The sequence below is a fragment of the Haloarcula halobia genome, assembly GCF_029338255.1.
Taxonomy (GTDB): domain Archaea; phylum Halobacteriota; class Halobacteria; order Halobacteriales; family Haloarculaceae; genus Haloarcula; species Haloarcula halobia.
This window is the reverse complement of sequence record NZ_CP119787.1, coordinates 649,204-663,953: the sequence shown is the minus strand read 5'-3', so window position 1 is coordinate 663,953 and position 14,750 is coordinate 649,204. Positions and strand designations below refer to the sequence as shown.

At 68.5% G+C, this 14,750-nt stretch carries 17 protein-coding genes; 10 read left to right on the top strand and 7 right to left on the bottom strand.

The features are described 5' to 3' along the window. Positions 1 to 17 precede the first annotated feature (17 nt). From P1K88_RS03490 to lrp, 3 genes are all read right to left on the bottom strand, one after another. Positions 18 to 1,493 (bottom strand): MATE family efflux transporter, encoded by a 1,476-nt coding sequence (locus P1K88_RS03490; RefSeq protein ID WP_379786665.1) that lies wholly within the window; start codon positions 1,491 to 1,493, stop codon positions 18 to 20. Next, complete coding sequence (locus tag P1K88_RS03485; protein WP_276412583.1) at positions 1,490 to 2,086, bottom strand: TetR/AcrR family transcriptional regulator; 597 nt, start codon at positions 2,084 to 2,086, stop codon at positions 1,490 to 1,492. The genes P1K88_RS03490 and P1K88_RS03485 overlap by 4 nt, the downstream gene beginning before the upstream one ends. Positions 2,087 to 2,165: 79 nt before the next feature. Further along, positions 2,166 to 2,624 (bottom strand): HTH-type transcriptional regulator Lrp, encoded by a 459-nt coding sequence (gene lrp / locus P1K88_RS03480; RefSeq protein WP_276412582.1) that lies wholly within the window; start codon positions 2,622 to 2,624, stop codon positions 2,166 to 2,168. Positions 2,625 to 2,750: 126 nt separating this feature from the next. Between lrp and glnA the strand changes: the two genes are divergently transcribed. Further along, positions 2,751 to 4,106, top strand: a complete 1,356-nt coding sequence (gene glnA / locus P1K88_RS03475) for a type I glutamate--ammonia ligase (RefSeq protein ID WP_276412580.1) — start codon at positions 2,751 to 2,753, stop codon at positions 4,104 to 4,106. Positions 4,107 to 4,192: 86 nt separating this feature from the next. On the opposite strand, the gene P1K88_RS03470 is transcribed toward glnA, so the two are convergent. Beyond that, positions 4,193 to 5,443 (bottom strand): YihY/virulence factor BrkB family protein, encoded by a 1,251-nt coding sequence (locus P1K88_RS03470; RefSeq protein WP_276412578.1) that lies wholly within the window; start codon positions 5,441 to 5,443, stop codon positions 4,193 to 4,195. Positions 5,444 to 5,714: 271 nt separating this feature from the next. Between P1K88_RS03470 and P1K88_RS03465 the strand changes: the two genes are divergently transcribed. After that, positions 5,715 to 6,179, top strand: coding sequence for an NUDIX hydrolase (locus P1K88_RS03465; RefSeq protein ID WP_276412577.1), 465 nt, complete (start codon positions 5,715 to 5,717; stop codon positions 6,177 to 6,179). Between the two features lie 99 nt (positions 6,180 to 6,278). Next, entirely contained in the window at positions 6,279 to 6,698 is a 420-nt protein-coding gene (locus tag P1K88_RS03460) for a hypothetical protein (RefSeq protein WP_276412576.1), read from the top strand. Between the two features lies 1 nt (position 6,699). On the opposite strand, the gene P1K88_RS03455 is transcribed toward P1K88_RS03460, so the two are convergent. After that, positions 6,700 to 7,803, bottom strand: a complete 1,104-nt coding sequence (locus P1K88_RS03455; protein ID WP_276412574.1) for a tRNA (guanine(26)-N(2))-dimethyltransferase — start codon at positions 7,801 to 7,803, stop codon at positions 6,700 to 6,702. Positions 7,804 to 7,964: 161 nt separating this feature from the next. Between P1K88_RS03455 and P1K88_RS03450 the strand changes: the two genes are divergently transcribed. Continuing rightward, the gene (locus tag P1K88_RS03450) at positions 7,965 to 8,519 is read left to right on the top strand and encodes a diadenylate cyclase (protein ID WP_276412573.1); all 555 of its coding nucleotides are present in this window, start codon (positions 7,965 to 7,967) and stop codon (positions 8,517 to 8,519) included. Positions 8,520 to 8,571: 52 nt separating this feature from the next. On the opposite strand, the gene P1K88_RS03445 is transcribed toward P1K88_RS03450, so the two are convergent. Next, positions 8,572 to 10,245, bottom strand: coding sequence for a histidine kinase N-terminal 7TM domain-containing protein (locus P1K88_RS03445; RefSeq protein WP_276412572.1), 1,674 nt, complete (start codon positions 10,243 to 10,245; stop codon positions 8,572 to 8,574). A 167-nt stretch (positions 10,246 to 10,412) separates the two neighbouring features. Between P1K88_RS03445 and P1K88_RS03440 the strand changes: the two genes are divergently transcribed. Next, positions 10,413 to 10,562, top strand: coding sequence for a 50S ribosomal protein L40e (locus P1K88_RS03440; RefSeq protein ID WP_276297305.1), 150 nt, complete (start codon positions 10,413 to 10,415; stop codon positions 10,560 to 10,562). Positions 10,563 to 10,614: 52 nt separating this feature from the next. On the opposite strand, the gene P1K88_RS03435 is transcribed toward P1K88_RS03440, so the two are convergent. Further along, a complete protein-coding gene (locus P1K88_RS03435) occupies positions 10,615 to 11,226 on the bottom strand; it encodes an MBL fold metallo-hydrolase (RefSeq protein WP_276412570.1) in 612 nt (203 codons plus the stop codon). Positions 11,227 to 11,310: 84 nt separating this feature from the next. Here P1K88_RS03435 and P1K88_RS03430 point away from each other — a divergent pair, with 84 nt between their 5' ends. The 5 genes from P1K88_RS03430 to hisH all read left to right on the top strand — a co-directional run bounded on the left by P1K88_RS03430 (position 11,311) and on the right by hisH (position 14,538). Beyond that, complete coding sequence (locus P1K88_RS03430; RefSeq protein ID WP_276412569.1) at positions 11,311 to 12,030, top strand: ThuA domain-containing protein; 720 nt, start codon at positions 11,311 to 11,313, stop codon at positions 12,028 to 12,030. Between the two features lie 100 nt (positions 12,031 to 12,130). Beyond that, the gene (locus tag P1K88_RS03425) at positions 12,131 to 12,316 is read left to right on the top strand and encodes a DUF5786 family protein (protein WP_276275973.1); all 186 of its coding nucleotides are present in this window, start codon (positions 12,131 to 12,133) and stop codon (positions 12,314 to 12,316) included. Further along, positions 12,313 to 12,864 carry an endonuclease dU gene (locus P1K88_RS03420; protein ID WP_276412567.1) on the top strand — a complete coding sequence of 184 codons (552 nt, stop codon included), beginning with the start codon at positions 12,313 to 12,315 and terminating at the stop codon, positions 12,862 to 12,864. The genes P1K88_RS03425 and P1K88_RS03420 overlap by 4 nt, the downstream gene beginning before the upstream one ends. Before the next feature lie 57 nt (positions 12,865 to 12,921). After that, the gene (locus P1K88_RS03415; RefSeq protein WP_276412566.1) at positions 12,922 to 13,509 is read left to right on the top strand and encodes a uracil-DNA glycosylase; all 588 of its coding nucleotides are present in this window, start codon (positions 12,922 to 12,924) and stop codon (positions 13,507 to 13,509) included. A gap of 327 nt (positions 13,510 to 13,836) precedes the next feature. Continuing rightward, complete coding sequence (gene hisH / locus P1K88_RS03410; RefSeq protein WP_276412564.1) at positions 13,837 to 14,538, top strand: imidazole glycerol phosphate synthase subunit HisH; 702 nt, start codon at positions 13,837 to 13,839, stop codon at positions 14,536 to 14,538. The last annotated feature ends 212 nt before the right edge of the window (positions 14,539 to 14,750 follow it).

The following is a 14,750-nucleotide window of genomic DNA, read 5'->3' as shown; positions in this document are numbered from 1 at the left end:
CGCGGGTCCCGGTGGCGTCAGTCGTCGGCCACCACGGCCTCGCCGGCCTCGCGCGGGTCGGCGTCGCGCCAGGTTCCCCTGAGGAACCACGCCGCGGCGATGCCCGCCGACAGCACGTTCGAGACCCCGAAGGCCAGCCAGATGCCCTGCTCGGAAAGCGAGGACGCGAAGAGTTCGGCGACCGCGGGGCCGAGCCACGCCGGGACGGCGACGGGCCGCGAGGCGACCCACGCAACGGGGAGGCGGATGATCCCGAGCATCAGGACCGCAAGCGCCGCCGCGGTCAGGGTCTTGCCCGCGCCCCGAAAGCCCCCGGAGTAGGCCCGGACGATGCCGATGAAACCGAACGTCGGGGCGACCCACTGGAGGAAGTCGGCCCCGATGCGGACCACCTCGGGGTCGTCGCTGAAGACGCTCACGACCGTCGGCGCGGCGAATATCGTCACCAGACCGAGTGCCGTCAGCAGCGCGAAGGATACCTTCGCGGCGAAGTGGTTCGCCGTCGCGGCCCGGTCGGGCCGACCCGCGCCGAGGTTCTGGCCGGTCATCGTCTCGACGCCGCGGTCCATCGCGATGGCGGGCATGAAGACGAGCGAGAACACGCGGATGCCGACGCCGAACGCCGCCACGACGGTCACCGAGAACGTACCGACGATAAAGAGCATGGCGTTGACCGACAGCGCCCGACCGGTCCCCTCGAGCGAGGCGGGCACGCCGAGGCGGAGGAGCTTCCCCAGGTACTCGCGGTCGGGGACCATGTCCCGCGGTCGGATGCGGACGCCGTGGTTGCCACGGAGCATGATGGTCACCCCGACGGCAAGCGCCAGGCCCCGCGAGAAGATGGTCGCGATGGCCGCGCCGACGACGCCCAGCTCGGGGAACGGCCCCCACCCGAAGATGAGGAACGGGTCGAGGACGATGTTCAGAATCACCGTCCCGAGCATCACCAGCATCGGCGTCACCGTGTCGCCGGCACCCCGCATCAGCGAGATGAACACGAAGAAGCCGAACATCGCCGTCAGGCCCAGCGAAACCACCTGCAGGTAGCCGGTCGCACCGGGGAGCACCTGGTCGGACGCTCCCAGGAGCGCCAGGAAGTCCCCGACGAAGAAGTACCCGGCCACGCCCAGCAGCACCGACGCGACGAGCGCGAAGGTGACCGTCTGGGAGGCCGCGTACTCCGCCTGGCGGTGTTCGTCGGCGCCGGTGTGCTGGGCGACCAGGACGCTCCCGGCCACCGACAGGCCCATCCCCAGCGAGATGAGCAGGAATATCATCGGGAAGGCAAAGGAGATGGCCGCAAGCGCCGTCGTCGAGTACTGACCGAGCCAGAACGTATCGGCGAGGTTGTACGCGACCTGCAGGAGGTTCGTCACGACGATGGGCAGCGACAGGAAGAGCAGCGGCCGGCCGATGTCGCCGCTGGTGAGGTCTAAGTCCTCCTGTCCCCGGAACAGGTCGCCCAGGGACGCCAGTCGGTCCAGGAGACTCACAGGTCGGCCTCCAGATCGCCGGTCAGGAGGTGCGTCTCGACGTACTCCGCGAGCATCCGCCTAGTGCACTCGACCGGCCGCCCGGCCGTGACCCGTTCGGTCGCCGCCCCGGTCAGCATCGTGACGAGGAACGTCGCGGTGTCCTCGGGGTCGACCGTCGGGTCGACGACGCCCTCCTCGATGCCGGCCGCCAGCAGCCGCTCGAACTCACCGGCGAGGTAGTCGTCGAACCGGGTGAGTCGCTCGCGGAACCCGGGCTCGTAGGGTGCCTGGGCGCGGATCTCGAGGATGGCCGTCTCGAAGGCCTCGCGGTCGTCCTCGGGTTTGTCCAGCACCGTCTCGACCAAGGCGACCAGGCGGTCGGCCGGGGACGCCCCCGCCGGGTCGCTCGTGCGCTCGACGAACCGGTCGTGGAGGTACTCGAGGAAGGCACACAGCAGGTCGTGCTTGCTGTCGTAGTGGTAGTGGAGGGCCGCCTTGCTCTTTGCGGACTCGTCGGCGATGTCCTGCATCGTCAGGTCGGCGTACCCGTGGGTACACAGCGCCCGATAGGTGGCACGCATGATGTCGTCCGCGGGGTCGCCGTCACTCATTGCTAGAGCTGACTGACTGGTCAGTCAAGAGGGTAGCGGTTCGCGACGCCGGCCGATTCGGAAGCCGACGAAAATCGGGTTACTCGTCGATTTCGAGATCGAACTGCTCGTTCTCGGCGGCGGCGTTGAGCACCACCGAGGTGTTGGACTCCTTGATCTCGGGGTCGGTCAGGAGTTTCTTGATCTGGGCGTTCATCCCGTCGGTGTCGGTGAACTTCCCGACGGCGATGATGTCGTAGTCGCCGGTGACCTCGTAGACCGATATCATCTGCTTGTGCTCTTTGAGCCGGTCGGTGACCGAGGGCAGCGCCGACCCCTCGACTTTCAGCTGGATGATGGCGGTGACGTCGTACCCCAGCGCGTCGTAGTCCAGCTTCGGTGTGTAGCCATTGATGACACCCTCGTCCTCGAGGTCCGAGAGATGGTTCGACACCGTCGTAACCGAGACGTTCAGGTCCTCTCCGAGGCTTCGGAGGCTCGCTCGCCCGTCGCCGAGCAGGGCATTCACCAACTTCCGGTCGAGATTTTCGTACGTCATTACATCGAGGCACGCCCCCCAGGGATTAGAATTTTACGAATGTCCAGATGGAATCGATAACTCCGGAAGGATTGCGCAAAACGGCAGGGTTTTAGTAGTGGCGGCGTTCCTATCGGGTGTCCCAACATGACAAGCGAACTCTCGGACGAGGCCCAGGACGTGCTTGACGAGATCGAAGAGAAGAACGTCGATTTCCTGCGGCTGCAGTTCACGGATATTCTCGGCACAGTAAAGAACGTCTCAATCACGGCCGACCAGGCCGAGAAGGCGTTCACCGAAGGCATCTACTTCGACGGGTCGTCCATCGACGGCTTCGTCCGGATTCAGGAGTCCGACATGCGTCTGGACCCGGACCCATCGACGTTCTCTATCCTGCCGTGGCGCGAAAACGTCGAGGGCGGCTCCAGCGCGCGACTCATCTGTGACGTCGTCAACACCTCGACCGGCGAGCTGTTCTCCGGCGACCCGCGTGGCGTCCTGAAACGCGCAATCGAGCGTGCCGAGGAGATGGGCTACGAGGTCAACGCCGCCCCCGAACCCGAGTTCTTCCTGTTCGAGGAAGACGAGGACGGCCGCGCGACCACCAAGACCAACGACGCCGGTGGCTACTTCGACCTCGCGCCGAAGGACCTCGCGAGCGACGTCCGCCGTGAGATCATCTACGGACTCGAGGACATGGGCTTCGACATCGAGGCCTCCCACCACGAGGTCGCCCAGGGCCAACACGAGATCAACTTCACCTACGACGACGCCCTGTCGACGGCCGACAACGTCGCGACCTTCCGGTCGGTCGTCCGTGCCATCGCCGCCGAACACGACCTGCACGCGACGTTCATGCCCAAGCCGATCCCGCGAATCAACGGCTCCGGGATGCACACCCACATCTCGCTTTTCACCGAGGACGGCGAGAACGCGTTCCACGACGACGACGACGAGTTCAACCTCAGCGAGACGGCAAAGAGCTTCGTCGCGGGTATCCTCGACCACGCGCCCGCCATCACGGCCGTCACCAACCCGACCGTGAACTCCTACAAGCGCCTGGTCCCGGGCTACGAGGCACCAGTCTACGTCGCCTGGTCGGACCGCAACCGCTCGGCGCTCATCCGCAAGCCGGCCGCCCGCGTCCCGGCCGCCTCGCGTATCGAGGCCCGCTTCCCCGACCCGTCGTGTAACCCGTATCTCGCCTTCGCCGCGCTCATCCACGCGGGACTGGACGGCATCGAGCGCGACCTCGAGTGTGACGACCCGGTCCGCGAGAACATCTACGAGTTCGACGAGGAGAAACGCGAGGAGTACGGCATCACCACGCTGCCCGAGAACCTCGGCGAAGCCATCGACGAACTCGAGGCGGACGAAGTCGTCAGCGACGCGCTGGGCGAGCACGTCTTCGAGAACTTCGTCGAGGCCAAGCGCCAGGAGCACAAGGAGTACCTCGTCGACGTCTCGCAGTGGGAGCTCGACCAGTACCTCGAGAAGTTCTAACGGCCATCACCGCCATTTTTCGCGACACGCGACCGACCAGCGGGAGCGCCGGCACCGGCGTCCGCGGCGGCGAGCACCGTGGCAGGTCAGTCCCGCCAGTCGCGGACCCGGTCGGCGACCCGGCCGGGGACGCCCGCCGCGGAGACGGTGACGCCGACGACGACCATCACGACGTACAGGCCAAGCGTCGAGAGCCAGACGACCAGCATCGCCAGGACGGCCCACGCCCCCTCCAGGTAGTAGAACGCGCCCAGCGTCATCAGCGTCCCGTACAACAGGACGACGTAGGGGCCCCAGCCTCGGGCGTGACCCCGGCGCATCCGTCGGCGGACGTACCGTTTCAGGTCCGCCTCGACGTCCTCGCGGTGGAGAGTGCGGTCGTCGACCTCCTCGCGGAACGACTCGAACTCCTCGCGAAGCGCCGCGAGCTCCTCCTCTGACAGGTCGTCGGGCGACCGCTCCGGGTCGGGTTCGCCGCCGGGGGACGGCGTGTCGCCGGCGCGTGCATCGGCGTCCTCGCTCATCGCTTTGCTGGACTCTCGAGGCGGTTCGTGTTGTAATTGCCGGTCCCGGACACCTGCGAGCACGGCGTTGAGCGCCGCGCCGACCAGCAGGACCTGCCCGCCGAAGTAAAACCACGTCACGAGCAGGAGGACGCCGCCGAAGACCCCGTACAGCTGGAAGGCGTCGGCCTGGGCGGCGTAGACGCCGAAGGCGGTGCCGAGCACCGTCCAGCCCACGGCGGCCAGGAGCGCCCCCGGGGCCGCCCCCCGGACGGTCATCTCCTCGTCGGGGAAGACGTAGTACAGCGGGAAGAACGCCACCGCGAGGACGGGAATCAAGAGGAGGCCGCCAAAGGCCAGCTGGAGGCCAAAGAACGCCCCGATCATCGCGACGGCGCCGAGGCTGGCGAGCGCCAGACCGATACCCAGCAGCGCCGCCAGCGCGTCGCGCAACTGGTCGACCAACGAGTGGCTCTGTACGCTCCCGTAGATGCGGGCGAAGGCCAAATCGAACCCCCGGAACATCTTCAGCGCCCCCCACAGCAGCACCGCGAGTCCGACGACCGTCGCCCCGCCGCGTCCCACGCCGCTCGTCAGTGCACTCTCGAGCAACCCCTGTGCCGCCGGCGTGAGCGCAGAGGCCACAGCGCCGACGATACGCGCGGCGAACGCCTCGCCGCCCACCAGCGACCCGACGACCAGCCCCAGCAACAGGAGCGGAATCACCGAGACGAACATGTAGTAGGCGATGCTGGCGGCGAGGAAGGATATCTGCTCGGTCCGGACGGTGTCGACGAGGTCACGAGTGACCGCGAACGCCCGTGCGGTGTTCACAGCGGGATGTCGGGCGGCTGTTATATATACGTCGGTGTCACGGGGTCGGCACCGGCATCCCGGGACGGTCCGCGCCGCCCTCGGAACCGTCGCGGGGAGCCCCCTCGCGTGCCCCGAGTTCGGACGTCCTACGAACGGGTCCGGAGTCTACCGGTCGAGAGAGAGTGTATCCGGCCACCGAGATCCGATAGTGGGCCACGTTCGAACAATTAATAGTCTATTAGGATACTATTTGAGTGGTTTTATACGTATCGCTGTACGACTGTAGACCATGCCAGTACAGAACGTCGAACACGTCACGAAGGCCTGTGCCTACATCACCAGGAACGGGTCGGAACTGCTGGTGTTCGAGGGACCGGGCCACGACGGCCTGCAGATACCGAAAGGCACCGTCGAACCGGGCGAGTCGCCCCGCGAGGCGGTGTTCAGGGAGATCGCCGAGGAGAGCGGGCTGGCGACCATCGAGACGCCGCGACACCTTGTCACCGACATCTGGACCCGGCGGGAGTCCCCGCCCAAGCGGTACGTGCGCAACTTCTATCACGCGCCGGTCCACGAGTCCCGGGACACCTGGACCCACGTCGTCACCGGGACCGGCGCGGAGCGGGGGGCGACCTTCGAGTTCTCGTGGGTCGACCTCCCGGCGAACGGCCCCTTCGCACTCGATCTGGACGACTACCTGCACGCCCTGCCGGGCGTCGAGACGGAGCCGGTGGCGAACGTCGCGGCCGACTAACCCCTCGTCGTCCCGCGCCGGTCGGCGCGGCGCACCACCCGACGTCCACACCCGGGGTGGCTCACAGGGTTTATGCACGGCCCCGCCAACCTCGGGGATATGGAGACGGAAGCGGCCATCCGCGAGGGCTCGATACAGGTGACGGTGCTGTTGCTGGTCGCCGCCGGCATCCTGCTGGCGCTGGGCGTCGCCGGCGTCGGGGCGTCGCTGCTGCTGGTCGCCGGGCTGGCCGTCCTGGCCGTCGGGCTCTTCGTGGCCCGGCCCGACGACCCGCCGGTGGGGCGGGTCGCCGGCGTCAACGTCGGCTACCTGCTGCAGTCGCTGTGGCTCGCCGTCGTCGTCGCGGCTCTCCCGCTCGTGGTCGAGCCGTCGGCCACGCCCGCCGAGGTGCAGGCGCTGGGTGGCCTGCTCGGCCTCGCGGGGATGGCGAACTACTTCCTCCGGCCGCTGTACCTGTTTGCCTACGACCTCCTCGAGACGCTCCGGGGCGGGACGCGCAAACGAGCGAACGGCCGCTGACTCACTCGGCGGTCGCGTCGCGGACCGCGACCACGTCGGCGTCGGTCTTGAACGTCGTCCCGCCGTAGTGGGTTCGGGAGGCGTCGAAGCCCGCGTCTCGCAGTTTCTCGATGAAGGAGTCCATCGCCTCCGCGCCACGCCCCCACCGCTTGCAGAGGCGGTGCTGGTCGTAGTGGGTCGGGGTGTCGAGTTCGGCCGCGAGCGTCGCGAGCAGGTCGGCCGCCTCGTCGGCGGTGCCCATGTCCTCGCTCAGCTGATCGGTGACCGTCTCGGCGAACGCGGGGGCACACGTCCGGGCGAGCCAGATGGGGCCCGCCGTCTGGAGGTGCTCGCCGCAGTTCGGACACTCGGCTGGCGCGTCGGCGATGAGGCCAAAGTCGTGGTCGCGCCAGAGACAGCGCTGGCAGTGATAGACGTAGCCCAGGTCGTCGATACAGTCGTTGGCGACGCGCGCGCCGTGGTCGAACTCGAGGTACGTGCGGGCGTAGTGTTTCGTCGCGTGGCTCAGGATGGGGCGGGCGGCGATGTCGTAACGCGCGGCGGTCCGGACCATCGCCGAGAGGAGGACGCGCATCCCCATCTCGGCGTGGAACTCCGTGTTGCGCGGGACCGCGCCGTACGAGCGGACGCCGCTCTCGAAGTGCGCCCCACACAGCGGCGCGGTGTCGGTGGCGGTGACACAGAGCAGGCGTTTCGTCCCCTGGATGGCCGCGTCGGCGAAGGGGATGGGCGTGCCGAAGGGGTCCACGTCGACCACGTCGAAGGCCTCTGAGTGCATCAGGACGTTGGCGTTCTCGCGCTGGACGGCGGCGGCGAGACCGTTGCGCTCGAGGTTGCGCTCACAGAGCGCCGTCGCCGCGTCGTCGATGTCACACAGCGTCGTCTCCCAGCCGTCGGCGGCCGCCCGGACGCCGCGGATACCGCTCGCGGCCGTCGCGTCGAGATACGACTCGGCCCCGTCGTCTCGCTCGCGGTAGGCCCGCAGTACGGCCACCGTCACGTCCCGATTCAGCTCCTGGACGGGGTTGAAGAACACGTCTGCCCCCTTGCCCGCGTCGGGCTGTTCGGGCACCTCGACCGTCACCTGTCCCTCGCTGACGCGCATACCGGAATCTGCGGACACGCGGCGTTAAGTCGTTCGGACCGCGGCGCTTGGCGAGTGTCCGGGCCGCCCAGCGAACGAACTGCCGGGCGACGTCGTGGCGTCAACGGGGACGTATCTTCAAGCGACCTCGCGTCGTAGTGGGTCCAGAGCCCTGCGAATCCATGCCAGACTCAAGCCCACTTCGAGCGAGGTACGCCACGAGCCACGAACTCATGGACGTCATCAGGTACGCCACCGAGACGCTGAGCATCGAGTTCGACCGGTGGGACGAGCGCCACGTGACCGGACCGAGCCTCTACGTGTTGATCGTCGCTGGCATCGACTTCGGGAACTACACCGACCCCCTCGGGCGGAACACGTGGCCGGTCGACAAGTGTGAGGTCGTCCAGCGCGAGTCGGAGGCGTTCCTCGAGGTCGCCCGCGACGTGGCGTTCGACCGCGACGGTGCCGTCGTCGTCGCCGGCGACGGGACGATACAGGAGCAGATGGTCCGAGTCCGGAACCTCAGTGCGGCCGAACGCGAGCGGACTGACGAGATCAGCCCCGCCGACTGGATGGGGACCAAACACCTGAGCGCACTGGAGGCGTCGGCCCGCCAGCAGGTGCTGTGGGCCATCACACTGAGCGAGCAGAACGGGCGCGTCACGACGTTTCTGGACGGAGAGTACCGGGATTACGAACAGGACGACCTCGGCGGTCGGTGGCGCGTCGACTGACCGGTACCGGACGCTCATCGACGAACTCCCGGCGCGACAGCCATCGCTCCGTCTACCGCTCGCCGGTGGTCCTGTCCCGCGGCAGCCTGACCGTCGCCGTCGTCCCGTCGCTCGTGTCCAAGGAAAGGGTCCCGCCCAGGGCGGTCGTCGCCCAGCAGACCAGCCACAGGCCCATGCCGCTGCCGTGGGCCAGGTCGGTCTCGCGCCCGCGCTCGAGGACCGCGCGTTCGTGGTCCGGCACGCCCGGGCCGTCGTCGCTGACCGTGAGGACGACCTCGTCACCGTCGGTCATCGCCCCGACGGTCACCGCCGGATCGTCGACGTGCGCCAGGGCGTTCTCGACGAGGTTCTCGACCACCACGTCGAGCAGGTCGGGCTGGGTCGTCAGCGAGAGCGTCTCGGGCACCGACACCGTGACCTCGCCCCCGTGCTCGTCGGCCAGGCCGTCGACGACGGCGGTGACCGAGCGATGGAGGTCGACCGACACCAGCGCCTCGTCGTCGGCACCCACCTCCGAGAGCGTCCGGGCCTTCGCCCCCGACTCGACGAGTCGGTCCACGGCGGCCCCGATGGTCTCGGCGTGGGCGGCGTGGTCGCCGGTCAGGTCCTCGGCGAGCAACGCCGCCCGCGCCTGGATGACCACGCCCTCGTTGCGGACGTTGTGCCTGAGAAACCGGTTGAGGACCTCGAGTCGCCGCTCGCGGCGGATCTCGTCGGTGACGTCCTGGAAGACGACGGTGTAGCCCAGTTGGGTGCCACCCTCGTCGCGCAGTTCCGTCTGCTCGAGCTTGAACTCGCGTGGCGACCCGCCGTTCTCGACGGTCACTCGGTCCGGTTCGCCGTCGGCGCTGACGGCGTCCCCGTCGAGCAGGTTACCCAGGGACCGGGTCAGCGCCGCCCGCTTGTCCATCGCGAGCATCCCCTCGGCGGCGGGATTGAGGTTGACCACCCGGCCGTCGACGTCGACGATGGCCACCGGCGTCGCGATGTCGTCGATGGCCGCCCGCTCGCCCGCCCGGCGGGTCGCCGGGTGGAACTCGAACATGTCGCTGCGGACGAATGCGTAGGTGTCCAGCGCGATGTGTGGCAGGAAGAACAGCGTCGTGAGGTTCGCCGCCGGGCCGATACCGCCCGCCCAGGCCAGCAACGCGACGCCCGGCGGAATCGGACTCAGCCCGACCGCCACCGCCTCGCGCCGGTAGAGCGGCCCGTAACTGACGACGGTGTCGAAGACCAGCAGCGTGCCGAAACTGACAAACAGCATCGCGACGAGGACGGCGACGTGTCCGGCGGGCAAGATCGCGTACTCGGCGGCCGCACCACCCAGTGACCCGACGACCTGGAACCCCTCCCAGAGGAGGCCGTGCAGCGGGTTCGTCACGATCAGCGCCGACGTCGCCAGCGGGATGGCCACCCCGGCCCGGAAGCCCCACCCTTCGAGCAGGCCCGTCCGGCCCGTATAGCCCAGCGCGAACGCCAGGAAGAAAACGCCGATCCAGGTCAGACAGAGCCAGACGACCATCTCCAGGGCCAGACGGATCGCCGGGTCGAACACCAGCGCGCCGACGCCGGCCGCGACGCACCACACCGTGATGGTCACGATGGTCGCGACGAACCAGTCCGCGCCCGGTTTCCCCCGATGCTCGCGCAGCTGGGCGAGCAGGTAGAGCGAGCCCAGCCCCGACGCGAACGACCCCACGGCGAGCCAGGGGATGCTGGCAGCCATGGTCCAACCTGCGCGCCCTCCGTGTTTACCCTTCCGGCGACGTGGGCCGGCGACTATGTGTACGTTCGCGACAATCGTTCCGGCTCTGCAGGGGACTTACAGCTACGGCCAACGCCACGGCGAGCGGAAACTCAAAACTTAAACGCACGCACGGGCAACCGGCAGGCATGGCTAGTTTCGAGGCTGCGTCAGACCGACTCCTGAACAAGCAGATCTGCATGCGCTGTAACGCCCGCAACCCCCAGCGCGCCGAGCAGTGCCGCAAGTGCGGCTACGGCAACCTCCGCCCGAAGGCGAAGGAAGTTCGGAACGCGTAACCGCGCCGTTGGGGTTCTGCCGTCGCGCCGACCGACCAGCGGCGGCGCTGGCTCACTCGTCGGGGTACTTCGGCTCGCGGCGTTCGGCCCGTTCGAGCGCGCGCTCGACGATTGCCCGCACGTCGCCGTGGAAGACGCCCCCGTGGCCGGCGTACATGTGTTCGACCCCCTCCGGCATCCGGTCGAGCAACTCGCGGATGCTCTCGATGAGCCGTTCGCGTGACTGCCCGGGCCGGTCGGTGCGGCCGAAGGAGCCGCCCTCGAACGCGCCGTCGTCGTGGACGACCACGTCGCCCGAGAACAGCGACCGGTCCGAGACCAGCGAGACGTGGTCGTCGGCGTGGCCGGGCGTGGAGACCACCTCGCAGGCCTCGTCGCCGACCGTGACCGTATCGCCGGCCGCGAGTTCGTGGGTCCGGCGCGGGTGCGTAGCGTAGGCGTACAGGTCGGCCTCGAACGCGTCCAGGACGGCGTCGAGCTGCTGGACGTGGTCGCCGTGCTGGTGGGTCAGGACGACGGCGTCGAGCGCGTCGGTGTGTTCGCGAATCACGTCGACGACGCCGTCCATCGCGCCCGCGTCGACGAGTACTGTCTGTTCGCCGAGTGCGAGGTACGCGTTGCAGGTGAACGTCTCGGCGTCGGCGGTGACGTTGTGGACTTCCATGTGGGTGTCGTGGGCCGCGGCCCGTTTCAGTGTGTCCCCGGTCGCCGGCGGCAGGTTTAGGCCCCGCCCGCTCACAGCACGACCATGGTCTCCGTCACCGTCTGGAACGAGTTCGTCCACGAGCGAGAAGACGACGCCGTCGCCGAGATTTATCCCGACGGCATCCACACCGTCATCGCCGACGCGCTGGCCGACCGGGGCCACGGCACCCGGACGGCCACGCTCGAGGAGCCCGACCACGGGCTCACCGAGGCGGTACTCGAGGACACCGACGTCCTGGTCTGGTGGGGCCACGCCGCCCACCACGAGGTCGACGACGAGGTGGTCGAGCGGGTCGCCGAACGCGTCCACGAGGGGATGGGCCTCATCGTGCTCCACTCGGCCCACGCCTCGAAGCCGTTCAAGCGCCTCCTGGGGACGCCCTGTGACCTCACCTGGCGCGAGGGCGACGAGCGCGAGCGCCTGTGGGTCGTCGATCCCGGCCACCCCATCGCCGACGGGCTGGACGACGCGCTGGTCTTCGACGAGGCCGAGACGTACGGCGAACCCTTCGGTATCCCCGAACCCGACCGCCTCGTCTTCACCTCCTGGTTCGAGGGCGGCGAGGTGTTCCGCAGCGGCTGTTGCTTCCGGCGGGGCCGCGGTCGGATATTCTACTTCCGACCCGGCCACGAGACCTATCCAATCTACCACCGCGAGGACGTCCAGCAGGTGCTCGACAACGCCGTCCGGTGGGCGACCCCGTCGGAGGGAGCCGACGCCTACGCCGGCAACCGCAACGTCGAGGCGCCAGAGTCACGCTGAAGCGGCTTGCCGCCGATCGACGGTGCGGAATCTATACTAATCAATCGTGATATTCGGGCGATTCATTTTTGGGCGTCAACGACATAGATTCACACGTATCATGGGGTTTGGGAGCTACGACGAGTCGGAACAGGAAAACCAGGAGTACGACACCGACTTCGACGACGAGGACGGACTCGACGCCGCGGAGAACACCCACGAGGGTGACGTCGAGTACGAGTTTACCGCATCGAACGACGAACTTCTCGACCGCCTGAAGGACATCAAAGAAGACCGCAATACGTGAAAGCCGGGGTCAGAGCCCTCGGCGTCGCCGAATCGTTCCGGGGAGAGACCAGCCACCTCGCGGGCGTCGTCGTCCGCGCGAGCCGCATCGTCGACGGGTTCGTCTTCGACACCTGCACCGTCGGCGGGAGCGACGCGACCAGGGCCGTCTGTATGATGGTCGACCGACTGGACCGCGAGGACGTCCAGTACCTCCTGCTGTCGGGCATCGCCCCGGCGTGGTTCAACCTTCTGGACCTCCGTCGCATCCACGACGAGACCGACCTGCCCGTCGTCTCGGTCACCTTCGAAGCCTCGCCGGGGCTCGAGTCGGCCATCGAGGAGGCCTTCGACGACCCCGAGACCGTCGCCGACCGTCTCTCGACCTACCGCGCCCAGCCCGAGCGCCATCCCCTCACGGTCAACGACGAGACGGTGTACGTCCGCGCGGTGGGCCTGGCCGACGACGAGGCCGCCGACGTGGTCCGGGCGTTCACGCCCGAGGGCGGCCGCCCGGAACCGCTCCGGGTCGCGCGACTGGCGGCCCGTGGCCTGGTCGACGCCGACTGACTGCCGCCCGCTCGCCGGGACCGCCGCGTTTGATACTCCCGGACGCGAACGGCCGGTATGACTCGGATGGACGGCCTCGACGTCGTCGACTGTGAGCGCTGCGCGGCACTGTGCGAGTCGCGCTCGCGGATCGTCAACGGCGTCGGGCCCGCGGACGCGGACCTCCTGTTCGTCGGCGAGGCCCCCGGCGCGAACGAGGACGAGCAGGGCGAACCGTTCGTCGGGCGCAGCGGCGACGTACTCGACGAGACGCTCCGGGACGTGGGCCTGGACCGTGGCGACGTTCGCATCACTAACTGCGTGCGCTGTCGCCCGCCGGACAACCGCGACCCCCACACGGACGAACTCGCGAACTGCCGCGAGTACCTGGAGACCGAGATCGACCGCGTCGACCCCGAGGTCGTCGTCACCCTGGGGAAGGTACCCGCCCAGCACCTGCTGGACCGGGACGTCGCGGTGACCGGCGAAGCCGGCACCGTCCACGACGTCGCCATCGCCGGGTCGCCGCGGCGCGTCCTCGTCTGTGTCCACCCGGCAGCCACGCTGTACGACCCCGGCCAGAAGGACACCTTCGCCGACACGCTCGCGAAAGCCGCCGATTTCACCGACGACGAGAGCGGGCAGCGACGGCTCGGGGACTACTAGACCACTTTTTGACGACCACTTTTTACTGCGGGGGGTGTCCTCGCTCGCTTCGCTCGCTGCGGGCACCCCCGCTTGCAAAAACGTGGGGAAAAACTGCCGGACGCTCACTCGCTCACGGCGCTTCGCGCCGTTCGCTTACGAGGTCACGGAGTGACCTCGCTGCTCGCGTCCGGTGAAACCGCGCCTCCGGCGCGGTATGCTCGTGGTGCGGGCCTGCCCTTCCCCGCCGGCGCGCGACGGAACGCGCGCCCGGCCACCGCGCCGCCACTACCCGCGAAATCTGTCCGAAGGGGAAGCCACTTAGCCTCCGTTTTCGTATCCCCTCCCATGAACGCCAGACAGACCGCCGCGGAGGTGGTCGTCGTCGACTACGGGCTCGGGAACCTCCGGAGCGTCACGCGCGGCCTGGAGCGGGCCGGCGCCGAGGTGACCCTCTCCGAGGACCCCGCGGAGTTCGCGCGGGCCGACGGCATCGTCCTCCCCGGCGTCGGGGCCTTCTCCGAGGGGATGGAGAACGCCGGCCCGTTCCGCGAGACGCTGGTCGAACAGGCCGAGGCGGGCACGCCGCTCTTCGGTATCTGTCTCGGGATGCAGATGCTCCTGACCACGAGCGAGGAGGCCGACCACGCCGGCCAGGGCGACGCCGAGGGCCTAGACCTCGTGCCCGGGAAGAACGTCCGCTTCTCGCGCGACCAGACGGTCCCCCACATGGGCTGGAACGAACTCGACGTCCAGCGCGACCACCCGCTCGTCGAGGGCGTCGACAGCGTGGGGTCGAAGACCCCACGGGCAGACGGAACCGGCGGTTCCGTCGACGGCCAGTACGCCTACTTCGTCCACTCGTACTACGCCGTCCCCGACGACGAGCAGGCGGTCGTCGCCACCACCGACTACGACGTCGACTTCGCCTCGATCGTCGCCAACGAGGCCGGCAACGTCTTCGGGACCCAGTTCCACCCCGAGAAGTCCGGCGAGACGGGCCTACGTATCCTCCGGAACTTCGTCGACTACTGTGTCGACCAGCGGTAGCGGTGCGGTCGCGGTGCGGTAGCGGTGCGGTGGCCGGGCGCGCCCTCTGTGGCGCGCCGGCGGGGGAGGGCAGGCCCGAAGTGCGAGCATACCGCGCCGACGGCGCGGTTTCACCGGAATCGCCGCGAGCGGCGATTCCGGCCCTTTTTAGCGTAGATTTTTGCGAGCGGGGGTGCCCGCAGCGAGCGCAGCGAGCGAGGACACCCCCCGAA